The organism is Bradyrhizobium sp. AS23.2 (assembly GCF_001908185.1).
Classification (GTDB): Bacteria; Pseudomonadota; Alphaproteobacteria; order Rhizobiales; family Xanthobacteraceae; genus Bradyrhizobium.
Map to the genome: position 1 here is coordinate 21123 of NZ_LGHM01000060.1, position 21904 is coordinate 43026.

A 21904-nucleotide genomic window follows, 5' to 3' on the forward strand; every position below is an offset into this window, starting at 1 on the left:
AGGAGAACCATCATGGCCAAGCGTTCATTCCTGATCCCCGGCGTCGATAAGCGGCTGCTGATCAAGGACTCCATCAAGACGATGCCGGACCTCACCCGCCGCCGCTTCATCGCGGGCGGCGCCAGCTTGGGCGCGCTGACGCTGCTCACCGGCTGCGACGTGATCGACTCGTCCTCGGCCGAGGAGATGCTGAAGACGGTCTCGAAATTCAACGACGCCGTGCAGGACTTCATCTTCAATCCCGATGCGCTGGCGCCGACCTTCCCAGAGAGCGCGATCACGAAGCCATTCCCGTTCAACGCCTATTACGATCTCGACGATGCGCCGGAGATCGAGGCCGATGACTGGAAGCTCGAGGTGCGCGGTCTCGTCGACAACAAGAAGTCGTGGACGCTGCCCGAGTTGTACAATCTGCCGCAGGTGTCGCAGATCACCCGCCACATCTGCGTCGAGGGCTGGAGCGCGATCGGAAGCTGGACCGGCACCCCCTTGCGCGATTTCCTCAAGCTGATCGGCGCCGACACGCGCGCGAAATATGTCTGGTTCCAGTGCGCCGACAAGGACGGCTACAACTCGCCTCTGGACATGCGCAGCGCCCTGCATCCGCAGACCCAGATGACGTTCAAATACGCGAACGAGATCCTGCCGCGTGCCTACGGCTTCCCGATGAAGATCCGCGTGCCGACCAAGCTCGGCTTCAAGAACCCGAAATACGTGATCTCGATGGAAGTCACCAACGACTACAAGGGCGGCTACTGGGAAGACCAGGGCTACAATTCGTTCAGCGGGAACTGATGGCTTCGTAGGGTGGGTTAGCCGAAGGCGTAACCCACCAACTTCGTTCGGCAAACGCGGAAGCATGGTGGGTTACGCCAGCGGTCTGCGCTTCGCGCAGTCCGCAGGGCTAACCCACCCTACGGCACGGAACCCTTCGGCCCCACCTTTCGCTGGCACAGTGCTGCCACCGCCCCCAACGCCAGCAGTGCCGCCGACACATTCAGCGCATAGGACAAACTGCCCAGCGCATCCGTGATCGCGCCGACCACGATCGGGCCGAGTGTCTGGCCGACGCCGAACGAGATCGTCATCGCGGCGATCGCGGTCGGCCATACCTCCGGCGGATAGTTGAAGCGCACGAAAGCCGTGGTCGAGCCGACCACGGCGAAGAATGCGACGCCGAACACGACCGCAGAGACCCCGAGCCACGCGGGCGAATGCCCAAGCATCGGCAAGGCCGCGCCGAGCGCGTTGGTGCCGAGGATGATCGCGGTGGCAAGTCCGCCGCGGTCGAGCGCCAGCACGCCGCGCCAGGCCCAGGGCGTGACGAAGGCGCTGAGGCCGATCAGGCCCCAGAACGCGGCCTGCGCCGCGGCGCCGCCGCCGCCGTCGCGCACATAGGCGATCATGAAGGTCATGTAGGCGATGTAGCCGGCGCCGAACAGGAAGTAGCCGGCGAGATAGATCAGCACGGGAAGAATTGCGAAGGAGGCGTGAGCGCCTTGGTTGAAGCGCGCCCTGCTCTCGATGCGAATCAGGAACAGTGGGATCGTCATCGCGACGGACAGCAGCGTAAGTGCCCACCATACGATCCACCACGAGCCCGGCCCGAAATACTGGAGCGTGAACGGGGCGATCAGCCCCGAGGAGAGAATGCCGATGCCGGGCCCGGCATAGAACAGGCTGAGGAGGAAATTGGCCCGCTCCGGGCGCGACTGCGCGATGGTCGCGGCCAGCGCGCCGCCGGCGACGAAGCCGACTGCGGCGCCGAGGCCCAGCACGAGGCGCGCGAGGCTCAGCGCGACGAAATTGCCGGTCAGCGCACACACCGCCAGCGCGGCGACGCAGGCCAGGGTTCCGCCGCGGATCGCGGCCGCCCAGCCGATGCGCTGGATCAGCCGGGACGCCATCAGAGCGCCCACGAGATACCCGACGGCGTTGATGGTGTTCATGAAGCCGGCGGCCGAGTATGACCATCCGAGGGACTCCCGCATGTCGGGCAGCACCAGCGCATAGGCAAAGCGGCCGATACCGAGCCCGACGGTCGCGGCCAGCGACATGGTCAGGATCAGCCGCGCGGGATGCGGGTTGGGTGAGGGGCGGTCAGGGGCGTGCAAGGGGTGCTCCGGCGATCGCCATAGTGGCAGGCCCTGCCTGTCTTGCACAGCCGCGCCCCGGCAATGGTGTCTTGCCAAGCGCGCAACGCCGCTCTAGCACTCCGGCCGAACCGTCATTCCGGGACGCGCCGATAGGCGCGGGCCCGGAATCCATTTTCCAGCTTGCGCTGTGGCCCGATGGATTCCGGGCTCGCTCGCTGTGCTCGCGCCCCGGAATGACGACACAGGATTGAGAGGAATCGACCATGGCGACCCACAAACTGCTGCTGCTCCCCGGCGACGGTATCGGCCCCGAGGTGATGGGCGAGGTGAAGCGGCTGATCGACTGGCTCAATGTATCAGGCATTGCCAAGTTCGAGACCGACACCGGCCTCGTCGGCGGCGCCGCCTATGACGCGCACAAGGTCTCGATCTCCGAGGGCGACATGGCCAAGGCCAAGGATGCCGACGCCGTGATTTTCGGCGCGGTCGGCGGCCCGAAGTGGGATGCGGTGCCCTATGAGGTGCGCCCCGAAGCCGGCCTGCTCCGTCTGCGCAAGGACCTCGCTTTGTTCGCCAACCTCCGTCCCGCCGTGTGCTATCCGGCGCTGGCGGACGCCTCGAGCCTGAAGCGTGAGGCGATCGAGGGGCTCGACATCGTCATCGTGCGCGAGCTCACCGGCGGCGTCTATTTCGGCGAGCCCAAGACCATCACCGATCTCGGCAACGGCCAGAAGCGCGCCATCGATACCCAGGTCTACGACACCTATGAGATCGAGCGCATCGCCCGCGTCGCCTTCGAACTCGCCAAGAAGCGTCGCAACAAGGTGACGTCGATGGAAAAGCGCAACGTCATGAAGTCGGGCGTGCTCTGGAACGAGGTCGTGACGCAGGTCCACAAGCGCGAATATCCGGACGTGACGCTCGAGCACCAGCTCGCCGATTCCGGCGGCATGATGCTGGTGAAGTGGCCGAAGCAGTTCGACGTCATCGTCACCGACAATTTGTTCGGCGACATGCTCTCCGATATCGCGGCGATGCTCACCGGCTCGCTCGGCATGCTGCCCTCGGCCTCGCTCGGCGAGGTCGACGTCAAGAGCAAGAAGCGCAAGGCGCTCTACGAGCCCGTGCACGGTTCGGCGCCCGACATTGCCGGCAAGGGTCTCGCCAATCCGATCGCGATGATCTCGTCCTTCGGCATGGCGCTGCGCTACTCCTTCGACATGGGCGCGCTGGCCGACAAGGTCGATGCCGCGATCGCCGCCGTGCTCGCCAGCGGCCTGCGCACCGCCGACATCAAGTCGGAAGGCACGACGGCCGCGTCGACCACGCAGATGGGCGAAGCGATCCTGAAGGAATTGCAGAAGCTGCACGCGTAACGGCAAGCGCCGCCATCGTAGGGTGGGTTAGCCGCGCGGACCGCGCTTCGCGCAGCCGCACAGCTAACCCACCCTACAAGGCCTCATCACAAACAAAAATGGCCGGGCGCGAGCCCGGCCATTTGATTCGGTCACTACGTCCGCTTCAGTACAGCGGGAAATTCCGTGGGTAGCCGCCGACATCGGCCGGCGTGCTCAGCGGCTGGCGATCGATCGGACGGTTGTTGTTCTCGCGTGCGAAGGTCGGATAGCCGATCTCCGGCGGATACGCGTAATCCATGAACTTGCGATCGCCCGGATTGACCTCGGTGCCACCGTCGAGCCAGGAGCGCTTGCTCACATAGATGCGGGTGCGTCCCTGCTGATAGACCGTGTTGGGGCCGCTCGCGCCGTCATTGCGCTGCTTCCTGGTCTCGGCCGAAGCCGACGTTGCAAAGCCCACGGCGACGACGGCGCCCGCCGCAAGCCAGATCGCCAATTTGTTCGCGGCAGAGAATTTCGAGCTCATCACGTCCCCTTCAGGCGGCATGCCGCCAGTCGATTTCACCCCATACTAGTCCGGCCAGGGCGGCTGCAACTAGGTCTATTCGGTCACACCAGGGCGGAATAATCGTGCGCGCCGGCAAAAGTTGCATCAATACCAGCCACTTGAGCTTGATGCCGATCAAAGCGCTCCGCGCAATTGCGCGTCCGCGGCACCCAGCAGCCAGTCCGACGAGCCCGCCGGGGCGCAACCCCTGCGCTTCAGCGCGGCATGGGCGAACAATTCCGCCAGCTTCGGCTCGTTGCCCGAGGTCAAAAGTGTCAGCCGGTTCAGCGTGCAGGCGATCGCCGCGCGGTGCGCGGGCAGGGTGCCGCCCTGGCAGGAGAAGCCGGAGATCTGCAGCGCCGGCTCCTCGCTGCGCTTGAGATAGCCGAGGCACGCCCGCGCCCCCTCCGCCGTGCCGATTGGCCGGAACAGGGCGACGGGGCCGAATTTCGTATCTATCAGACCGGCTTGCTCGAGCGGGGTGGCCGCTCCCAGGCCCATCTGGACGGCCAGGTCCGCGGTCGCCGGACGAGCCACGTCGAATTCGGCGCCTTCCCGGTAAATGTCGAGCTCAGCCAGAGGCTTGTCCGCCTCGCCGGTCCAGCGCATCACGTCCCTGCGGCCGCCTTCGGGATGCCGGAGGATGGTGTAAGAGGCTGTTTTTTCTGATGAATCGATCCGGCTGAGGGCGAAGGCCGGATGCGAACGGTCGGCCACGCTCCAGCCCGGCTGCGGCGCGGGCTCATCGTCCCGCATATCAGGCAGCTGGCCGAGCGCTGCGAGGGCCAGGATGGCAAACAGGGCGAGCGCCCCCACATAGGCGAACAGGTGCGCCAGCGTGCCGACGACCTCGTCGGCGAAGCCGGCCAGCGCCAGGTGGACGGCGGTCCTGGTGGGGGGTACGGCCGTGCCGGCCTCGAGCGACTGCATCCACGGCCTTGAGGCATGGTCCAACGTTGTCTTGAGGCCGGTTCTCGCATAGAAGCGCTGCTCCTCCTGTTTAAGCGTCAGCTTCAGGAACGGGCTTTTTCATCGGAGAGTGAACGATGGGTTACAAAGTCGCAGTCGTCGGCGCGACCGGCAATGTCGGACGGGAAATGCTCAACATCCTCGATGAGCGCAAATTCCCCGCGGACGAGGTCGTGGCCCTTGCGTCACGCCGCAGCGTCGGCGTCGAGGTGTCCTATGGCGACCGCACCCTGAAGGTCAAAGCGCTCGAGCATTACGATTTCTCCGACGTCGACATCTGCCTGATGTCGGCGGGCGGTTCGGTGTCGAAGGAATGGTCGCCGCGGATCGGCGCCGCCGGCGCGGTCGTGATCGACAACTCGTCGGCCTGGCGCATGGATCCGGACGTGCCGCTGATCGTGCCGGAAGTGAACGCGGACGCGACGGCGGGCTTCAAGAAGAAGAACATCATCGCCAACCCGAACTGCTCGACCGCGCAGCTCGTGGTCGCGCTGAAACCGCTGCATGACAAGGCGACCATCAAGCGCGTCGTGGTCTCGACCTATCAATCGGTGTCGGGCGCCGGCAAGGACGCGATGGACGAATTGTTCTCGCAGACCAAGGCCGTCTACACCAATGACGAGCTGATCGCGAAGAAATTCCCCAAGCGCATCGCCTTCAACGTCATCCCCCACATCGACGTCTTCATGGAGGACGGCTACACCAAGGAAGAGTGGAAGATGATGGCGGAGACCAAGAAAATCCTTGATCCCAAGATCAAGCTCTCCGCGACCTGCGTGCGCGTGCCGGTGTTCGTCGGCCATTCCGAGGCCGTCAACATCGAGTTCGAGAATCCGATTACGGCGGATGAAGCGCGCGACATCCTGCGCAAGGCGCCCGGCTGCCTCGTCATCGACAAGCAGGAGCCCGGCGGCTACGCCACGCCGTATGAAGCGGCCGGTGAGGATGCCACCTATATCAGCCGTATCCGCGAGGACGCGACGGTGGAGAACGGCCTCGTGCTGTGGTGCGTGTCCGACAATCTGCGCAAGGGCGCGGCGCTCAACGCGATCCAGATCGCGGAAGTGCTGATCAACCGCAAGCTGATCAGCGCGAAGAAGAAGGCGGCGTAAGCCGAGCCTCCGTAGGGTGGGTTAGCCGAAGGCGTAACCCACCGCTTCTGTCACCGCGGAAACCAAAGAGGTGGGTTACGCCGAGCGACTGCGCTTCGCGCAGCCGCGGGGCTAACCCACCCTACGAAATCAAGTCACGCTTCGCGCGCTCTTGAATTCCTTCGTCGACTTGTCGAGCACGAACAAGGTCCCCTCCGCGACGCCGAAATAGGCGCCGTGCAGTTGCATCTCGCCGCCCTCGACCGCCTTCCGCACGAACGGGAACGTCATCAGGTTTTCCAGGCTGCGGAACACTGCGGCCTTCTCGATGCGCTCGACAAACTGCGCCATGGTCTCGTGGGCGCGCTGCTCGACAACTTCGCCGGGCTTAATGAACATCTGCATCCATTTGCCGATGAAGTCGCCGGGCGTGAGCGGCTCGATCTTGTCGACGAAGGCGCGGATGCCGCCGCACTGCGCATGTCCGAGGATCACCATGTGCTTCACCTTCAGCACCGTCACGGCATATTCCAGCGCGGCCGAGACACCGTGCGCGTTGGCGTCGGGCTGATAAACCGGCACGAGGTTGGCAATGTTGCGGACGACGAACAGCTCGCCCGGGCCGACATCGAAGATCGCCTCGGGTGAGACGCGGGAATCGCAGCAGCCGATCACCATCACTTCCGGCGACTGCCCTTTCACCGACAGCTCGCGATAGCGGCTCTGCTCGGCCGGCAGCCGCTGGGTGGCGAAGGCCTTGTAGCCTTCCAGCAAGTGCTTCGGGAATGTGATCATGGCCTATGCCTAACCATATACCGCAGGAGCGAACAAGCCTTTCGAATAGGCATGCCAGATGCTATCGGCTCCGGCTTATTGTTTGAGCATGATCTTTTCGGAAAACCGCCGCACACTTTTCCGGATCATGCTCTAGAACACGCCCGAGGAAACCGGAAGGAACGCTTGCATGACCCGCCCGCGCCGCAGCCATCTCTTCATGCCCGGCTCCAACCCCCGCGCGCTCGACAAGGCGCGCAATCTGGCCGCCGATGGCCTCATCCTGGACCTTGAGGATTCCGTTGCCCCCGACGCCAAGGCGGTGGCGCGCGACCAGATCGCCGCCGCGATCGCGGCCAAGGGCTTCGGCAAACGCGAGATCCTGATCCGGACCAACGGCCTCGACACGCCCTGGTGGGCAGAGGACGTCGCGATGGCCGCCAAGGCGTCGCCGGACGGCATCCTGGTTCCAAAGGTCTCGAGCGTCGAGGACCTCGACATGATCGGCCGTCGCCTCGCCGAGCTTGGCGCGGCGCCAACCGTCAGAGTCTGGGCCATGATCGAAACCGCGCGTGCGGTACTGCACGCCGAGGAGCTGGCCGCGGCCGGCCGCGATCCGAAGACGCGTCTGTCGGGTTTCGTGTTCGGGCCCAATGACATCTCGCGGGAAACGCGCATCAAGATGATGCCGGGCCGCGCTGCGATGATCCCGATGATCACCCATTGCATCCTGGCAACGCGCGCCCACGGCCTCGAAAACCTCGATGGCCCCTACAGTGACATCGCCAATTCCGATGGCTTCGCCACCGAATGCGCGCAGGGCCGCGATCTCGGCTTCGACGGCAAGACGCTGATCCATCCGTCGCAAATCGAGGCCTGCAATGCGATCTTCACGCCGCCCGAAGAGGAGGTCGCCCGCGCGCGAAAAATCATCGCGGCCTTCGAGTTGCCGGAAAACGTGTCACGCGGTGCGATCCGGCTCGATGGTGCGATGGTGGAGCGCCTGCACGCCGACATGGCGCGGCGCACGATCGAAATCGCGGATGCGATCGCCGCGATGAGCAAGGGCTGAAGGATGAAGGGATAATCACCCCTTCAGGCCGTGCTACAGGCGGCGGCAACAGAGGCCTTCGCCGTGCTCGTTCATGCAAACGTGATCGTCCTGCACGGGGGGCTATGGTTGGCTCGCATGAGCACCAGGCTGGAAGATGCATCATTACATGGTATGGTTGCATTTGGTTGGGAGGCAATTGGACTGATAAGCTTCAAGCGTGCTCTGGGGGGGTCCTCATGGCAGCACTTGCGGAGACTGTTCATACCCGCTTGGTCGACGCGCTCACCGCGCACGCGGTCGCGAGCATCGAAGCCGCCGATCATTTTTCTTCGCCCTTCCCTCACATCGTTTTCGGTAATTTCTTTCCGAAGGATCTTTACCGTGACTTGATACGGAGCGTCCCCACTCAGGGGTACGATCCGATCACGGGTACAGGGACCCGCATGGCGCTGCGCCTCTACGGCGAGAACGTCGAGAAGATCGATCCGTCTCTGCGGCCTCAATGGGCTGCGGTGTCGGCCATGTTGACCTCGGAGAGCATCGAGCGGGCCATCCGAAAGAGACTGCATGACGGGCTCGAGATTCGTGCCCGTGGCGACAAGGTGCCAAGTGCCGCCGATTTGAAGTTGGTCGCAAAGCCGGTGGTTTACGTGGACAGGGACGGATATCAGATCAAGCCGCATCCGGACACGCGCAAGAAGGTTGTGACGATGCAGCTTTATTGCCCGGCCGACGCCAGCCGGGAAGCTTTGGGGACGACGCTCTATAAGGCGTCCCTCAAGGGACTGTTTCATGTTGGCTCTTATTGTCTGGAGCCTGTGAAAACGATCCCGTTTCTGCCCAATGTCGGATACGCGTTCGTGGTTCTGAAGGCCTATCACTCGTTGACCAGGATGAGCTGGCACGGTCGTCCGCCGATCAAGACTGATCGGGATCGAGTGTCGATCCTCAACACATTCTACATGAACGAAACTGCTGGCTTCTGATCTCCAGGGCAAGCGAAGCCATTTAGGTCAGAGCGCCGCATGAATGCGACGCTGTCAGTGCGGCGCGACGTCTGCGCGATCGAGCGACTCCAGCGTCAACGCGTTGGCGCAATAGCCGTGATAGTTCTCCGCGGCGGTGCCATCGGCGAGGTCGCGGTCGCACTGTCCCTTGTGATTGCAGAGCGAGCAGACCCGCTCCATGTCGCGCAAGACCAGCGGCTGTGTCTGTGCCAGCCGCTCCGCGCTGATGCCGAGCTGCTCCAGCATTTTCGGCAGCTCATCGGCGGCGTGGCGGCCGTGACGGACCAATTCCTCCAGATCATCCGGCGCGACCCTGAGATCGCTGGCAATCCGGTCGAAATTGGTACGGTCGAGCTGCCGCATCTCGCTCAGCTCGCGGTGATGCTTCAGCCAAGCGGCAAAGGACTCGATGAGGTCCTGGACGATGGGATAAGGCTTGCTTGCGGTGCTCATGGAAAGCTCCATTCGAACGGCGGAACTGGAGCGAGATTAGGCACCATGGTGCAGAAACGCGTTGCGCTGGATCAAATTGGAATGAGCCAAGGAAACTGATCTCGTGCCCCGGACGCGGCGCAGCCCAAAAGCGCGTTTACGCGCGTCTTCGACGCGCTATGGTGGTGCGCTGCTGAGCCGGGGCCCATGTCGCGAACTGGGGCCCGGCTCTGCGGAGCAGCGTTGCGCGCCGCACCGCGTCCGGGGCACAAGAGCTACGCGAATCGCTCCGCCGCCCAGGCATACAGGCTGCCCGGAATCGGTGGCTGGCCGCCGCGTCCCTTGGGCGAGATGTGCAGGCCGATAATCTCGGGGTTAGTGACGAGGCCGAGATAGCTCGACGGCTCGAAGAACAGTTTTGGCTCGGCGTGCACCGCGTAAAAGGATTGCTTCGGCAGCGCGCATCTCAACTCACCGGTGCGACGGGCCAGCGCCGTCAGCGCTGCCGGCCCAAAGAGCGCAACGCGAACATCCGAGAGACGGTTCGAGCCGCCGCGCAGGCGACGCATCGCAAAGGTGATGCGATGGCGCACCGACAGCCAGTTCGGCGTCAGCTCCTCCTGCTGCATCAGCTCTTCGAAGGCGGCAACGATGCCGTGCCCGGGCGGAAGATAGATCACGGAATTGCCGAGCTGGCGCGGCCGCTCCCAGGCGAAGTAGGGTTTTGTCGGGTCGATCTCGACCGGCTTGAGCAGCAGCACGTCGGCATCGAGCCAAAGGCCGAGTCCCTTCGCCATCAGCTTCATGCGGAAGAAGTCGCTGAACTGGAGCGTGGTCCAGTCGCGCCAGCTGCCGTCCGGCTGCGGCGGCCGCAATCGCTCGGAGAATGCATGCGGCAGGATCGCCTCGGCATCCGCGTTCGCGATGCCGGCGGGCAGGCCGGGAATGGTGTCGAAGCTGTAGACCGTGATCTTGTGGCCGGCCGCGAGCTGCGAGCGCAGACAGGTCTGGCGCAGCGCATCCATCGGGCCATGCCAGAAGGTGACGATGTCGGGCAGCATGAGCGGAAGCTATAAGGGAAAATCAGGGCAAAGAAAAAGCCCCGGCGCGCGTCGCACCGGGGCTTGAACCGAAACTAGAGCATGATTCGGAAAAGTGTGCCGCGGTTTTCCGGAAAGATCATGCTCAAGCAATATGCGATCAGGCCCAGGCGCGTTCGCGCTTGAGCTTTTCCTCGTAGGTGTCGATCGAGGACTTCTTCTCCATCGTCAGGCCGATGTCGTCGAGGCCGTTGATCAGGCAGTGCTTGCGGAACGGATCGATCTCGAACTTCACCTTGCCGCCGTCGGGGCCGCGGATCTCCTGGTTCGGCAGGTCGATCGTCAGCGTCGCGTTGGCGCCGCGCTCGGCGTCGTCGAACAGCTTGTCGAGGTCTTCCTGGCTGACGCGGATCGGCAGAATGCCGTTCTTGAAGCAGTTGTTGTAGAAGATGTCGCCGAACGAGGTCGAGATCACGCAGCGGATGCCGAAGTCGAGCAGCGCCCAGGGCGCGTGCTCGCGGCTCGAGCCGCAGCCGAAATTGTCGCCGGCGACCAGCACCTTCGTATCGCGATAGGCCGGCTGGTTCAGCACGAAGTCCGGGTTCTCGCTGCCATCGTCCTTGTAGCGCTGCTCGGAGAAGAGCCCCTTGCCAAGGCCGGTGCGCTTGATGGTCTTGAGGTACTGCTTCGGAATGATCATGTCGGTGTCGACATTGATGATCTTCAGCGGCGCCGCGACGCCTTCCAGCGTGGTGAATTTGTCCATGGTTGCGCTTTCCCGGGGTGGTTCAGGGGAACCGGTATTTATCGCGATCGGTGGCCGAATCCTAGGCCGAATTCGGCAGATCTAGTCTGCCGGGTTTGAGGGCTGAACCGATGCGGCATCGGGATTTCACCTCTCCCCGCCGGGGAGAGGTGAAGAGGGGCCGCTCCTAGTCTGCTTGCGCCTCAATCGCCGCCATATCGTCGTCCGAGAGGCCGAAATGGTGGCCGATCTCGTGGATCAGGACGTGACGGACGATGTGGCCCAGGCTCTCGTCGTGCTCGGCCCAGTAGTCCAGGATCGGCCGGCGGTAGAGCCAGACCATGTTGGGCAGCCGCGCCACGTCGCCAAGGCTCTGCTGCGGCAGGCCGACGCCCTGGAACAGGCCGAGCAGGTCGAACTCGCTCTCGCATTCCATCTCGTCCAGGACCTCCTCGCTCGGGAAGTCGTCGACGCGGAGGATCACCCCCTCGCACAGCCTGCGAAACTCCGTCGGCAGGCGTTCGAACACGTCATGAGCCATCGCTTCCATTTCGGCGAGCGAGGGTGCTTTCAATTTCGTCCACATGGGCTTCTCTTAAAACGTTTTCGAGCGAAGTGGATACCGGTTCGCGTAAAGAAAACGCGTTAAAACAAGAATCTAGAGCCCCGTTCCGATTCCATCGGAACGGAAATGGCTCTAGCGCGGGTTCCCCGGCGATGCATCCGGCTTTATAAGCGCGGCGAGGTTGACGGGCGCCGCCAAAACGGGGAGCGTACGGCACCTCGATGGGGACGTTTCAGGTGGGTGGTACGATGCGGGCGGGAACAGCAGTTCTACTTTGCATGGGGTTGTTTTCGCAATTTTGCGTCGGCGCGGAAGCCCAGACGGCCGTCCCCGAAATCCGGCTGGCCCAGGCGGCCTCGCCAGACGCCCCGCCGCCGCGCAAGCGGCCCCCGGCGCGCTTGCGCGTCACGCCCTACTACACCCCGGACGGCGTCTATCCGCGTTACGACCCGGGTCCCGACGCGGTCCGCGAGTGCAACGCGACCTATGTGGAGGAATACCGGCCCAGCGGCACGGTGATCGTGCCGCGCATGAGCTGCTACTGGCGCCGGGGCTGACTTGCAGGCGATCGTGTGATGCCCGCATGTTGAGGGCGGAGGTCGTCATGGCGAAATGGATTGCATTGGCGGTTGTCGTGGGGCTTGTCGCTGGTTTGTCTCGCGCTTCCGCGGCGCAGGGCGCGAGGATTCCGGATGCCTCGGCCGGGACAGCGGTTTTCGGTGCGCAACGGCACGCACGACACCATGACGTTGCGCGGACCTATCCGCCCCATGATCCGCATTATTACGCGCGGCCTGTCTACTACCGGCCTTATCCCTACGGCGTGCCCGCACCCTTCGTGCTCGGCTATGGACCGTGGTGGCGCTAACCGTCCGGCGCAAATCCCTTGACCAGCAACACGGTCGCCTGCGCGCCCGCCTAGCGATCGCGCGAGATCTCTTCGTAGTCGGGCGAGTTCGAGAAGGCGAGAAACGCGGCCTCGTCGGGGAACGACATCATGACGAGCTTGTCATGCGGCCATGCGCCTTCGAGCACGCGCGGATGTTCGTCCGCTGCAAGCAGCCGTCCATTGAATTTTTTGAACACGTCGAAGAACCGCGCCTGATAGCGGTCATAGGCCGCGCGGTCCGTCATCTTCAACTGCGCAATCGCGTAGACGGTCATTTCTCAAATTCCTTTTGCCTTTGCGCTGCGCGCTGTAGCCCGGATGGAGCGGTAGCGAAATCCGGGATTCGTGCGGACCGCAAGAGCCGCTGGCACCTGCCATCGCTGGCACCATCCATACCGCTATTGGTAACGAAAGCTGCTCGTTGAGCGTCATGGCCGGGCAAAAGCGCGAGGCGCGTCGTCGCATTAAGTGTCCCGGCCATCCACGTTCTTTGCCGGTGCAACAAGACGTGGATGCCCGGGACGAGCCCGGGCATGACGGAGAGCGGGGCTAAAGCCAGTCCTTCAGCTTCCACGACGCGGACTTCCATCGTGTCAGGTTCTCGAGCTTCCACTGCTTGAACATCGCCGGCGGCCAGCGGCTGAGGCGCGAGGTCTCCGCGACCTCGGGCTTGGCGACGATGCGCAAGGGCGTTGCACGCCGCCGGTGCTGGCGGGTCGCCTCGCTGATCAGGTCGACATATTCAGGCTTGTTGGCCATGGCTGCGTCCCCGCGAAACCGTCGCGAGGACGCAATGTCGGCGATGCCGATTAACGGCGGTTTGCCGCGATCGCTACAATTGCAGGGAGTGGCTCAGCGCCAGTCCCTGACGTCGACGAAGTGACCTGCGATCGCCGCTGCGGCGGCCATTGCAGGAGAGACGAGGTGAGTGCGGCCCTTGAAGCCCTGGCGGCCCTCGAAGTTGCGGTTCGAGGTCGAGGCGCAGCGCTCTTCCGGTTTCAGCTTGTCCGGGTTCATGGCGAGGCACATCGAGCAGCCCGGCTCGCGCCATTCGAAGCCGGCCTTGATGAAGATCTTGTCCAGACCTTCAGCCTCGGCCTGCTCCTTCACGATGCCGGAGCCCGGCACGACCATGGCATTGACGCTCGCCGAGACCTGCTTGCCTTCCGCGATCTTGGCGGCGGCGCGTAAGTCCTCGATACGGCCGTTGGTGCAGGAGCCGATGAAGACGCGGTCGAGCTTGATGTCGGTGATCTTCGTCCCCGCCGTCAGGCCCATGTACTTCAAGGCGCGGTGCTTGGAGATGCGCTTGGCCTCGTCCGCGATCTTGTCCGGATCGGGCACGATGCCGGTAACCGAGATCACGTCCTCGGGGCTCGTGCCCCAGGTCACGATCGGCGGCAGCTTGGCAGCATCGAGGCGCAGCTCGTGGTCGAAATGCGCGCCCTCGTCGGAGCGCAGCTTCTCCCAGTAGCGCATCGCCGCATCCCAGTCCGCACCCTTCGGCGACTTCGGACGGTCACGCAGGAAGTCGTAGGCCTTCTGGTCGGGCGCGACGAGGCCGGCGCGCGCGCCGCCTTCGATCGACATGTTGCAGACCGTCATGCGGCCTTCCATCGACAGCGAACGGATCGCCTCGCCGGCATATTCCAGCACGTAGCCGGTGCCGCCCGCGGTGCCAATCTCGCCGATGATGGCCAGGATGATGTCCTTGCCCGTCACGCCCTCTGGCAATCTGCCGTCGACGGTGACGCGCATGTTCTTCGCCTTCTTCTGGATCAGCGTCTGCGTCGCCAGCACGTGCTCGACCTCGCTCGTGCCGATGCCATGCGCGAGCGCGCCGAACGCGCCATGCGTCGAGGTGTGGCTGTCACCGCAGACGATGGTGGTGCCGGGCAGGGTAAAGCCCTGCTCGGGGCCGATGACGTGGACGATGCCCTGGCGCTTGTCGAACTCGTTGTAATATTCGATGCCGAATTCCTTGGCGTTGTCGGCGAGTGCCTTGATCTGCTCGATGCTCTCCGGATCCGGGTTCGGCTTGGTGCGATCGGTGGTGGGGACGTTGTGGTCGACGACGGCGAGCGTCTTCTCGGGCGCGTGCACCTTGCGTCCCGTCGCGCGCAGGCCTTCGAACGCCTGCGGCGAGGTCACCTCGTGCACCAGATGGCGGTCGATATAGAGCAGGCAGGTGCCGTCCTCGGCTTCGTGCACCAGATGGTCGTTCCAGATCTTGTCGTACAGTGTGGCCGGCTTGGACATGAGCGTCAGCTCCGAAGGAATGTTGTGTAAGCGGATTTGCGCGGCTGGCGCGCGGGCAACTGAATCGTCAGCGCAGCTTTTAGGCTGCGCGCGTAAGCTCTGACGTTGCCGAGGTCGCGAAGCGTCCGAAGAACCGGCCAGGCAGCCGCGAGCGATCGTCGATGACGATGCGCTTGACGGACGAGAGGCTGGTCAGATCTGGAAACATTCTAGGAATATATAGCAGGCCGAATTGGAAGCGCGAGAGCTTTGACGCGCACGGCTGACGCAACAAAAAAGCGCGGGGTTGGGCCCCGCGCTTTTCGAAACTTGCCTGGTGGGCGGAAATTACTCGCCGACGGCAGCCGCGCGGTCCTGCTTCTCGACGATGCGGGCCGACTTGCCGCGAAGGCTGCGGAGATAATACAGCTTGGCGCGACGCACCTTGCCGCGGCGCACCACCTTGATCGAGTCGATCATCGGCGACATCACCGGGAACACGCGCTCGACGCCCTCGCCGTAGGAAATCTTGCGGACGGTGAAGCTCTCATTGAGGCCACCGCCGGACCGGCCGATGCAGACGCCCTCATAGGCCTGCACGCGGGTGCGGTCGCCTTCGACGACCTTCACGTTGACGATCACGGTGTCGCCGGGACCGAACTCCGGAATGTCCTTGCCGGCGGCGAGCTTGTCGAATTGCTCTTGTTCGAGCTGCTTGATCAGGTTCATGGGTAAATCTCCATCGGCGCGCCCAGCCTTGGAAACGGGGGCTGCGCGAAATTCGTTTATCCAGCCATTGCGGATGTGGCCGCTCCTATAAGGCAAGCCGGAGCGTTTGTCACCCGTCTGTCTTGTTTTTTGGCGTTTTTTGGCGTCCGCCCCGATTCGGGACTTTGGTCGGGATTTGCGCCCACAAATCGGGCCGCCGGGCCGCCGTCAGAGCCTCGGATTCCGCCCGCCGCCAAGCCGCGACCTTGGCGTGGTCGCCAGAGGTCAGGATTTCGGGGATCGGAGCCCCCTCGAACAGCTGCGGCCGGGTGTATTGAGGGTATTCGAGAAGGCCGTCCGAGAAGCTTTCCTCGGTTCCAGAGGCCTCCTTGCCCATGACCCCCGGGAGCAGCCGCACGCAGGCGTCAATCAGCGCCAAAGCCGCGATTTCGCCCCCGGACAGCACGTAATCGCCGATCGAGAGCTCCTCCAGGCCCCGCCCGTCGATCACCCGCTGGTCGACCCCCTCGAATCGCCCGCAGACGATCAAGGGGCCGGGGCCCTGGGCGAGCTCCACGACACGGGCCTGGGTCAATGGCCGACCGCGGGGACTCATCAGGAGCTTCGGCCGGTCTGAGCTGATCTCGGCGGCATCGATGGCCGCCGCCAGAACATCCGCCCGCAGCACCATGCCCGGTCCGCCCCCTGCCGGGGTGTCGTCGACGCTGCGGTGGCGGTCGGTGGCGGAAGCCCGGATGTCCCGCGCTTCGATCTCCCAGAGCCCGGATGCCAGAGCTCGGCCAGCCAGGCTCACGCCCAGCGGCCCCGGAAACATGTCCGGAAACAGCGTCAGCACTGTCGCGCGCCAGGGTGAGGGGTTTGTCATTGCAGATAGCTTAGCCAAAACCACGGCCTGTGGTTATGGGTCCCGGCCTTCGTCCGGATGACTCTCGTCGTCCCGATCATCGCCCTCGATCTCCTGCGGCAGCTCGATCACGACGCGGCCGCCGGCAATATCGACCTCCGGCACCACCGCGTTCGAGAACGGCAGCAGCAGCGACGTGCCCTTGGGTGGTGCGATCTCGATGATGTCGCCGGCGCCGAAATTATGGATTGCGACGACGCGGCCGAGCGCGTCGCCGGCCGTGGTGACGGCGGCGAGCCCGATCAGGTCGGTGTGGTAATATTCGTCGTCGTCGGTCGCGGGCAGTTTTTCGCGCGCGACGTAGAGTTCGATGCCGTTGAGGCGCTCGGCCTCATCGCGGGTCGTGACGCCCTTGAACGTCGCGACCAGATGGTCTTTGGCGTCGCGCGCCTGCGCGACCTCGAACTGGCGCTTGCCGTCTTTGGACAGAAGTGGACCGTAGCGCCTGATGGCAAAGGGATCTTCGGTGAAGGTCCACAGTTTGACCGCACCGCGCACACCATGCGCGGCGCCGATCCGCGCGACGCAGACCAGCGCCGACATGCTCTGGCCTTAGGCCTTGGCGGCGGCTTCGGCCTGCGCCTTGCGCTCCTTGCGCGGCACGGCCTTCTGCGGGTTGTTGCGCGCTTCGCGCTTCTTCACGCCGGCGGCGTCGAGGAAACGCATCACGCGGTCGGACGGCTGCGCACCCTTGGCGACCCAGGCCTTCACCTTCTCCATGTCGAGCTTGAGGCGCGCCTCGTTGTCCTTCGGCAGCAGCGGGTTGAAATAGCCGAGACGCTCGATGAAGCGGCCATCGCGCGGAAAACGCGAGTCGGCGACGACGACGTGATAGACGGGACGCTTCTTGGTGCCTGCGCGGGCGAGGCGGATAACGACGGACATCTAGTTCTCCTTCAAAGTACAGCTTGTTCGGTTGATTGGTATTCCGCGTTGCGCGAGACGCTTACGATCCCGTGCGACGAATTCCTCATTTCTTCTTGCCTGGAAAGCCGCCGAGGCCCGGCAGCATCGGCTTGCCGCTCAGCCCGGTCAGGCCGGGAACGTTCGGCAGACCGGTGCGAAGACCGGCCGGCAAATCCTTCGGCAGGTTGGGCAGACCCTGTCCGCCGCCACTCTGCATCTTTTCTTGCAGCGCCTTCATCTCTTCGGGAGACGGCATCTTCATGCCGCCGCCAAAGCCCATGGCTTGTGCGATGCCGGCGAGCGGGCCGCGCTTGCCCGAGCCCATGGCCTTCATCACGTCGGCCATGTTCCGATGCATCTTGAGCAGCTTGTTGACCTGCTCGACGCTCTGGCCGCTTCCGGCCGCGATACGCTTCTTGCGGCTGGCCTTGAGCAGGTCGGGATGACGCCGCTCGTCGCGCGTCATGGAATCGATGACCGCGACCTGGCGCTTCAGGATCTTGTCGTCGATGCCTGCAGCCGCGATCTGGTTCTTCATCTTGGCGATGCCGGGCATCATGCCCATCAGCCCGCTGATGCCGCCCATGTTCGCCATCTGCAACAGCTGCTCGCGCATGTCGTTGAGGTCGAACTGACCCTTGCGCATCCGCTCGGCGGTGCGCGCGGCCTTCTCGGCGTCGATGTTGGCGGCGGCACGTTCGACCAGCGAGACCACGTCGCCCATGCCGAGGATACGGCTGGCGATACGGTCGGGATGGAAGTCTTCCAGCGCGTCGGTCTTTTCACCGGTGCCGATCAGCTTGATCGGCTTGCCGGTGACCGCGCGCATCGACAGCGCGGCGCCGCCGCGGCCGTCGCCGTCGACACGGGTCAGCACGATGCCGGTGAGGCCGACGCGCTGGTCGAACGAGCGCGCAAGATTCACGGCGTCCTGGCCGGTCAAGGAGTCCGCGACCAGCAGCACTTCATGCGGGTTGGCGGCCGCTTTGATCGCGGCTGCCTCCGCCATCATCTCTTCGTCGAGCGTGGTGCGGCCGGCGGTGTCGAGCAGCACGATGTCGTAGCCGCCGAGCTTGCCGGCCTCCAGCGCGCGTTTTGCAATTTGCGGCGGCTGCTGGCCGGCGACGATAGGAAGCGTCGGAATGTCGAGATCGCGGCCGAGCACGGCCAGCTGCTCCATCGCCGCCGGGCGATAGACGTCGAGCGAGGCCATCAGCACCTTGCGCTTGTCGCGCTGGACCAGGCGGCGGGCGAGCTTCGCGGTGGTCGTCGTCTTACCGGAGCCTTGCAGGCCGACCATCATGATCGGCACCGGCGGCACGGAATTGACGTCGATGGTCTGGCTTTCGGCGCCGAGCGTGTTGATCAGCTCGTCATGGACGATCTTGACGACCATCTGGCCGGGGGTCACCGACTTGACGACGGTGGCGCCAATCGCCTGTTCGCGGACGCGTTCGGTGAAGCTGCGCACCACTTCGAGCGCAACGTCGGCCTCCAGCAGCGCGCGGCGCACCTCGCGCATCGCGGCGTCGACGTCCTTTTCGGTCAGCGCACCGCGCCCCGTCAGGCGATCGAGGATGCCGCCAAGCCTTTCCGACAGATTGTCGAACAATGCCGTTGTCCCTTGTCCTGCTCGCGCAGGGTTGCCGCGTTCACTACTGTCATGCCCCGGCTTGACTGGGGGATGACCCCTTACTTGGGGTAAGCGATCTTCCAAACACCTTTGCGCCCGAGGGCGCACAGCGCTGTCGGGCGTTGACCTCTGACCTCCAGGGCCAGTCGGCGGGTCGAAAAGAAAGCCTTTCCGAGAAAGTGGCGGGGTTAAACGCCGCCCACGCCCAAAAGTCAAGGAAAGTTAGGGTGCCGGGGCGCCTTTGCCAGGACAAGGCCTTGAAAACATGACCTTTCCGGCGATGGGTTCCTTTTTCGGCGGTCCGGCCCATATAGCCGGTGATGACTTACCTCCGCCACCGCCCGTGAAGCTCGACCGTGCCTATCACCCGCCGCCGCCTGTTTGGACTTCTTGCCGGGACAGGCGCGCTGGTCGGTGCCCCGTCCATCTGGATCGCCCGCATGAAAACCTACGATGGCCCCGTCTCCGACCATTTCGACGGCCTGCACTTCTTCGATCCCGACGGTGCGCCGCCGAAAGCGCTCGGCGAGGTGTTTCGCTGGCAGTTCGGGGGCGGCCGGAAGCGCGAGACCTGGCCCGACTGGGTGCCGAGCCCCCCACGCCGACACCCCGCCGGCCCGCGTCGACGGCGACAAGGTGCGGCTCTCCTTCGTGGGCCATGCGAGCTGGCTGATCCAGGCCGGCGGGCTCAACATCCTCGTCGATCCCGTCTGGTCGATGCGGGTCTCGCCCGTCAGCTTCGCCGGACCGAAGCGGCACAACGATCCCGGCATTGCCTTCGAAAGGCTGCCGAAGATCGACGTCGTGCTGGTCTCGCACGGGCACTACGATCATCTCGACATCGCGACGCTGTCGCGGCTCGCCAAGAATTTTGCGCCGCGCGTGGTCACCCCGCTCGGCAATGACCTCGCGATGCGCGATGCCGATCCCGCGATCAAGGCAGAAGCGTTCGACTGGCATGATCGCGTCGAGCTAGGCGGCGGCATCGCCGTGCATCTGGTCCCGACCCGGCACTGGTCGGCGCGCGGAATGTTCGACCGCAACAAGGCGCTGTGGGCGAGCTTCGTGCTGGAGACGCAGGCCGGGAAGGTCTACGTCGTCTGCGATTCCGGCTATGGCGATGGCGGGCATTTCCGCCGCGTCGCCGAGAAGCACGGGCCGCTGCGCCTGGCGATCCTCCCCATCGGCGCCTACGAGCCGCGCTGGTTCATGCGCGACCAGCACATGAATCCGGAGGATGCGGTGAAGGCGCTATCGGATTGCGGCGCGCAGGAAGCGCTCGGGCATCATCACGGCACGTTCCAGCTCACCGATGAAGCCATCGATGCGCCGGCCAAGGCGCTGGTGGAAGCGCTCGATGCCGCGAAGATTCCGCAGCAGCGGTTCGTGGCGATGAGGCCTGGGCAGGTGGTGGAGATCTAGCTATCTCCACGCACATACCTCGTGCCCCGGACGCAGCGCAGCACGTTAGTGTTGCGCTGCTGAGCCGGGGCCCATGTTTCTGGATACACCTTTGTGGATACAGCTAGGTCCCGGCTCTGCGCAGCAGCCATAGCGCGTTGAAGACGCGCGTGAACGCGCTTTATGGCACGCTGCAGCGCGTCCGGGACACGAGACCTACTGCTCTTTGGGCTTGATCGCCCAGCTCACATTCACCGTCACCGACAGCGTCTCCTCACCTGGCGCAACGGCGGCGGGCGCGGCAGCCATCGGCGCTGGCGCCATCCGCGCCTTGAACAGCGGCACCGGGCCGCCGCCTTCGGAGACGCCGAGCGGAGCACCTAACGTGACGCCGGTGGCTTTGGCGTAGATCTCGGCCTTGCGGCGGGCGTCGGCTACCGCCTGTTCGCGGGCATCGTCGAGCAGTTTCGACGCCTGCGTCACCTCGAAGGAGATGTTGCCGATGTCGTTGGCGCCGGCGTTGACCAGCGTGTCGATGATGCCGGCGACCTTGGTCACGTCGCGGATCTTCACGGTGACGCGGTTGCTGGCACGGAAGCCGACCACGGGCGAAGCGCCGGTGGATTTGTTCTGGCCGTATTGCGGCTGCAGCGACAGGCGCGAAGTCTGGTAATCCTTCTCGGCGACGCCGGCACCTTTCAGCGCCAGCAGCACCTTGCCCATCGCGGCGTTGTTGGCGTCGGAAGCTTCCTTCGCCGACTTGGCCTCGTTGGCGACGCCGGCATCGATCTGCGCGAGATCGGGCGCCGCGGAAATCGTGGCTTCGCCGCTGACCGAAATCGCGGACGGAAAATCGTCGGCGACCGCGGGCGTTGCCAGCAGCGTGGTGGCGAATAGGACGGCAAGTACGGCAGGCTTTTTCATTGGTCTCACTTCAGCGGCACGAATACGTTGATCACGAGCTTGTCCTCCGACGTCTTCAGGGGATCGGTGAGGTACTCCTCGATGAAGGTGTCTTTGGCTTCCAGCTTCTTGTCGTCGAGGTGATTGGTGATCGCCTCATAGGTGTTGTCCATGTTGTCGTAGGAGCCGCGATGGACGAATTTCAGCGCCTTGCCTTCCGGCGATTTGCCAATGCTCATGTCCTTGGGGAGGTTCTTCGGATCCTGCTCGACCGGGATCTCGGCGAGGAAGGTGAAGCCGGTGTCGTCGGTCGAGGTGTAGACGATCATCGGATTGCCGGCGTGCGTGATGCCCTGCTTGTCCAGCAACGCGTTCAGCGCCTTGAAGGCGTCGATCAGCGTGTCGAAGGCCGAATCCCAATTTGCGGTGCCCTTGACCATCACGACCTTCTTGGCCTCGAGCGTGGTCTCCTGGCCGAAGGGATCGGCGGTCTGTACCGGGGCGGGGGTGGCGGCCGCAGCGGGTGGCGGTGCCGCCGGGCTGGGTGAGGCGCTTGCCGCGGGGGAGGGCGACGCTTCCGGCGAGGCGCTGGCGGCAGGCGACGGCGTTGCCGCAGGCGAGGC

25 protein-coding genes and 1 pseudogene are annotated in these 21904 nt (G+C 64.4%); 8 read left to right on the top strand and 18 right to left on the bottom strand.

Features of this window, described 5'->3' with window-relative positions:
• The first annotated feature begins 12 nt into the window (after nt 1–12).
• The gene (locus AC630_RS14360; RefSeq protein WP_074119165.1) at nt 13–795 is read left to right on the top strand and encodes a molybdopterin-binding protein; all 783 of its coding nucleotides are present in this window, start codon (nt 13–15) and stop codon (nt 793–795) included.
• Nucleotides 796–914: 119 nt separating this feature from the next.
• Here the strand turns inward: AC630_RS14360 and AC630_RS14365 are convergent, their stop codons facing one another.
• Nucleotides 915–2114, bottom strand: coding sequence for a YbfB/YjiJ family MFS transporter (locus tag AC630_RS14365; protein WP_074119166.1), 1200 nt, complete (start codon nt 2112–2114; stop codon nt 915–917).
• A gap of 245 nt (nt 2115–2359) precedes the next feature.
• Here AC630_RS14365 and leuB point away from each other — a divergent pair, with 245 nt between their 5' ends.
• Nucleotides 2360–3472, top strand: coding sequence for a 3-isopropylmalate dehydrogenase (leuB, locus tag AC630_RS14370; RefSeq protein WP_074119167.1), 1113 nt, complete (start codon nt 2360–2362; stop codon nt 3470–3472).
• Between the two features lie 145 nt (nt 3473–3617).
• On the opposite strand, the gene AC630_RS14375 is transcribed toward leuB, so the two are convergent.
• On the bottom strand, nt 3618–3980 hold the full coding sequence (locus AC630_RS14375; RefSeq protein ID WP_074119168.1) for a hypothetical protein: 363 nt from the start codon (nt 3978–3980) through the stop codon (nt 3618–3620).
• A gap of 156 nt (nt 3981–4136) precedes the next feature.
• Complete coding sequence (locus tag AC630_RS14380) at nt 4137–4931, bottom strand: hypothetical protein (RefSeq protein ID WP_074119169.1); 795 nt, start codon at nt 4929–4931, stop codon at nt 4137–4139.
• Between the two features lie 116 nt (nt 4932–5047).
• On the opposite strand from AC630_RS14380, the gene AC630_RS14385 reads away from it, so the two are divergent.
• Nucleotides 5048–6082: an aspartate-semialdehyde dehydrogenase gene (locus tag AC630_RS14385; RefSeq protein ID WP_074119170.1), complete on the top strand. Its 1035-nt coding sequence runs from the start codon at nt 5048–5050 to the stop codon at nt 6080–6082.
• 129 nt (nt 6083–6211) lie between these two features.
• On the opposite strand, the gene AC630_RS14390 is transcribed toward AC630_RS14385, so the two are convergent.
• Nucleotides 6212–6856, bottom strand: coding sequence for a carbonic anhydrase (locus tag AC630_RS14390; RefSeq protein WP_074119171.1), 645 nt, complete (start codon nt 6854–6856; stop codon nt 6212–6214).
• 169 nt (nt 6857–7025) lie between these two features.
• Here AC630_RS14390 and AC630_RS14395 point away from each other — a divergent pair, with 169 nt between their 5' ends.
• Both AC630_RS14395 and AC630_RS14400 read left to right on the top strand, forming a co-directional pair.
• The gene (locus AC630_RS14395) at nt 7026–7907 is read left to right on the top strand and encodes an HpcH/HpaI aldolase/citrate lyase family protein (RefSeq protein ID WP_074119172.1); all 882 of its coding nucleotides are present in this window, start codon (nt 7026–7028) and stop codon (nt 7905–7907) included.
• Nucleotides 7908–8125: 218 nt separating this feature from the next.
• The gene (locus AC630_RS14400; protein WP_074119173.1) at nt 8126–8875 is read left to right on the top strand and encodes a hypothetical protein; all 750 of its coding nucleotides are present in this window, start codon (nt 8126–8128) and stop codon (nt 8873–8875) included.
• Between the two features lie 54 nt (nt 8876–8929).
• Here the strand turns inward: AC630_RS14400 and AC630_RS14405 are convergent, their stop codons facing one another.
• The 4 genes from AC630_RS14405 to AC630_RS14420 all read right to left on the bottom strand — a co-directional run bounded on the left by AC630_RS14405 (nt 8930) and on the right by AC630_RS14420 (nt 11699).
• A complete protein-coding gene (locus AC630_RS14405; protein WP_074119188.1) occupies nt 8930–9349 on the bottom strand; it encodes a DUF6455 family protein in 420 nt (139 codons plus the stop codon).
• A gap of 254 nt (nt 9350–9603) precedes the next feature.
• On the bottom strand, nt 9604–10389 hold the full coding sequence (locus tag AC630_RS14410) for a glycosyltransferase family 32 protein (RefSeq protein ID WP_074119174.1): 786 nt from the start codon (nt 10387–10389) through the stop codon (nt 9604–9606).
• A gap of 139 nt (nt 10390–10528) precedes the next feature.
• Complete coding sequence (gene leuD, locus AC630_RS14415) at nt 10529–11134, bottom strand: 3-isopropylmalate dehydratase small subunit (RefSeq protein WP_074119175.1); 606 nt, start codon at nt 11132–11134, stop codon at nt 10529–10531.
• Between the two features lie 166 nt (nt 11135–11300).
• Nucleotides 11301–11699 carry a metallopeptidase family protein gene (locus AC630_RS14420; protein ID WP_074119176.1) on the bottom strand — a complete coding sequence of 133 codons (399 nt, stop codon included), beginning with the start codon at nt 11697–11699 and terminating at the stop codon, nt 11301–11303.
• Nucleotides 11700–11956: 257 nt separating this feature from the next.
• Here AC630_RS14420 and AC630_RS14425 point away from each other — a divergent pair, with 257 nt between their 5' ends.
• Nucleotides 11957–12235 carry a hypothetical protein gene (locus AC630_RS14425; protein WP_074119177.1) on the top strand — a complete coding sequence of 93 codons (279 nt, stop codon included), beginning with the start codon at nt 11957–11959 and terminating at the stop codon, nt 12233–12235.
• A 47-nt stretch (nt 12236–12282) separates the two neighbouring features.
• The gene (locus AC630_RS14430; RefSeq protein WP_074119189.1) at nt 12283–12546 is read left to right on the top strand and encodes a hypothetical protein; all 264 of its coding nucleotides are present in this window, start codon (nt 12283–12285) and stop codon (nt 12544–12546) included.
• 50 nt (nt 12547–12596) lie between these two features.
• Here the strand turns inward: AC630_RS14430 and AC630_RS14435 are convergent, their stop codons facing one another.
• The 8 genes from AC630_RS14435 to ffh form a co-directional block, all read right to left on the bottom strand.
• Nucleotides 12597–12842, bottom strand: coding sequence for a DUF1330 domain-containing protein (locus AC630_RS14435; RefSeq protein WP_074119178.1), 246 nt, complete (start codon nt 12840–12842; stop codon nt 12597–12599).
• 274 nt (nt 12843–13116) lie between these two features.
• Nucleotides 13117–13326 (bottom strand): hypothetical protein, encoded by a 210-nt coding sequence (locus tag AC630_RS14440; RefSeq protein WP_074119179.1) that lies wholly within the window; start codon nt 13324–13326, stop codon nt 13117–13119.
• A gap of 93 nt (nt 13327–13419) precedes the next feature.
• Entirely contained in the window at nt 13420–14826 is a 1407-nt protein-coding gene (leuC, locus tag AC630_RS14445; RefSeq protein ID WP_074119180.1) for a 3-isopropylmalate dehydratase large subunit, read from the bottom strand.
• A 327-nt stretch (nt 14827–15153) separates the two neighbouring features.
• Nucleotides 15154–15534 carry a 50S ribosomal protein L19 gene (gene rplS, locus AC630_RS14450; protein ID WP_074119181.1) on the bottom strand — a complete coding sequence of 127 codons (381 nt, stop codon included), beginning with the start codon at nt 15532–15534 and terminating at the stop codon, nt 15154–15156.
• Nucleotides 15535–15643: 109 nt separating this feature from the next.
• Nucleotides 15644–16399: a tRNA (guanosine(37)-N1)-methyltransferase TrmD gene (trmD, locus tag AC630_RS14455; RefSeq protein ID WP_074119182.1), complete on the bottom strand. Its 756-nt coding sequence runs from the start codon at nt 16397–16399 to the stop codon at nt 15644–15646.
• 33 nt (nt 16400–16432) lie between these two features.
• Complete coding sequence (gene rimM, locus AC630_RS14460; protein WP_074119183.1) at nt 16433–16981, bottom strand: ribosome maturation factor RimM; 549 nt, start codon at nt 16979–16981, stop codon at nt 16433–16435.
• A gap of 9 nt (nt 16982–16990) precedes the next feature.
• The gene (gene rpsP / locus AC630_RS14465; RefSeq protein ID WP_074119184.1) at nt 16991–17323 is read right to left on the bottom strand and encodes a 30S ribosomal protein S16; all 333 of its coding nucleotides are present in this window, start codon (nt 17321–17323) and stop codon (nt 16991–16993) included.
• Between the two features lie 85 nt (nt 17324–17408).
• Complete coding sequence (gene ffh / locus AC630_RS14470) at nt 17409–18956, bottom strand: signal recognition particle protein (RefSeq protein WP_074119185.1); 1548 nt, start codon at nt 18954–18956, stop codon at nt 17409–17411.
• Nucleotides 18957–19333: 377 nt separating this feature from the next.
• Here ffh and AC630_RS14475 point away from each other — a divergent pair.
• Nucleotides 19334–20399, top strand: a pseudogene (locus AC630_RS14475) (MBL fold metallo-hydrolase).
• Between the two features lie 195 nt (nt 20400–20594).
• Here the strand turns inward: AC630_RS14475 and AC630_RS14480 are convergent.
• Together AC630_RS14480 and AC630_RS14485 are read right to left on the bottom strand one after the other, a co-directional pair.
• The gene (locus tag AC630_RS14480) at nt 20595–21302 is read right to left on the bottom strand and encodes an SIMPL domain-containing protein (RefSeq protein ID WP_074119186.1); all 708 of its coding nucleotides are present in this window, start codon (nt 21300–21302) and stop codon (nt 20595–20597) included.
• A gap of 5 nt (nt 21303–21307) precedes the next feature.
• The coding region (locus tag AC630_RS14485; protein ID WP_074119187.1) for a GyrI-like domain-containing protein at nt 21308–21904 on the bottom strand (597 nt) is incomplete at its 5' end.

Excerpts from the sequence above, each read along its gene's own strand:
- AC630_RS14360 (WP_074119165.1), top strand. The coding sequence starts at position 13 with ATGGCCAAGCGTTCATTCCTGATCCCCGGCGTCGATAAGCGGCTGCTG.
- leuB (WP_074119167.1), top strand. The coding sequence starts at position 2,360 with ATGGCGACCCACAAACTGCTGCTGCTCCCCGGCGACGGTATCGGCCCC.
- AC630_RS14375 (WP_074119168.1), bottom strand. The coding sequence starts at position 3,980 with ATGAGCTCGAAATTCTCTGCCGCGAACAAATTGGCGATCTGGCTTGCG.
- AC630_RS14380 (WP_074119169.1), bottom strand. The coding sequence starts at position 4,931 with ATGCAGTCGCTCGAGGCCGGCACGGCCGTACCCCCCACCAGGACCGCC.
- AC630_RS14385 (WP_074119170.1), top strand. The coding sequence starts at position 5,048 with ATGGGTTACAAAGTCGCAGTCGTCGGCGCGACCGGCAATGTCGGACGG.
- AC630_RS14390 (WP_074119171.1), bottom strand. The coding sequence starts at position 6,856 with ATGATCACATTCCCGAAGCACTTGCTGGAAGGCTACAAGGCCTTCGCC.
- AC630_RS14395 (WP_074119172.1), top strand. The coding sequence starts at position 7,026 with ATGACCCGCCCGCGCCGCAGCCATCTCTTCATGCCCGGCTCCAACCCC.
- AC630_RS14400 (WP_074119173.1), top strand. The coding sequence starts at position 8,126 with ATGGCAGCACTTGCGGAGACTGTTCATACCCGCTTGGTCGACGCGCTC.
- AC630_RS14405 (WP_074119188.1), bottom strand. The coding sequence starts at position 9,349 with ATGAGCACCGCAAGCAAGCCTTATCCCATCGTCCAGGACCTCATCGAG.
- AC630_RS14410 (WP_074119174.1), bottom strand. The coding sequence starts at position 10,389 with ATGCTGCCCGACATCGTCACCTTCTGGCATGGCCCGATGGATGCGCTG.
- leuD (WP_074119175.1), bottom strand. The coding sequence starts at position 11,134 with ATGGACAAATTCACCACGCTGGAAGGCGTCGCGGCGCCGCTGAAGATC.
- AC630_RS14420 (WP_074119176.1), bottom strand. The coding sequence starts at position 11,699 with ATGTGGACGAAATTGAAAGCACCCTCGCTCGCCGAAATGGAAGCGATG.
- AC630_RS14425 (WP_074119177.1), top strand. The coding sequence starts at position 11,957 with ATGGGGTTGTTTTCGCAATTTTGCGTCGGCGCGGAAGCCCAGACGGCC.
- AC630_RS14430 (WP_074119189.1), top strand. The coding sequence starts at position 12,283 with ATGGCGAAATGGATTGCATTGGCGGTTGTCGTGGGGCTTGTCGCTGGT.
- AC630_RS14435 (WP_074119178.1), bottom strand. The coding sequence starts at position 12,842 with ATGACCGTCTACGCGATTGCGCAGTTGAAGATGACGGACCGCGCGGCC.
- AC630_RS14440 (WP_074119179.1), bottom strand. The coding sequence starts at position 13,326 with ATGGCCAACAAGCCTGAATATGTCGACCTGATCAGCGAGGCGACCCGC.
- leuC (WP_074119180.1), bottom strand. The coding sequence starts at position 14,826 with ATGTCCAAGCCGGCCACACTGTACGACAAGATCTGGAACGACCATCTG.
- rplS (WP_074119181.1), bottom strand. The coding sequence starts at position 15,534 with ATGAACCTGATCAAGCAGCTCGAACAAGAGCAATTCGACAAGCTCGCC.
- trmD (WP_074119182.1), bottom strand. The coding sequence starts at position 16,399 with ATGACAAACCCCTCACCCTGGCGCGCGACAGTGCTGACGCTGTTTCCG.
- rimM (WP_074119183.1), bottom strand. The coding sequence starts at position 16,981 with ATGTCGGCGCTGGTCTGCGTCGCGCGGATCGGCGCCGCGCATGGTGTG.
- rpsP (WP_074119184.1), bottom strand. The coding sequence starts at position 17,323 with ATGTCCGTCGTTATCCGCCTCGCCCGCGCAGGCACCAAGAAGCGTCCC.
- AC630_RS14480 (WP_074119186.1), bottom strand. The coding sequence starts at position 21,302 with ATGAAAAAGCCTGCCGTACTTGCCGTCCTATTCGCCACCACGCTGCTG.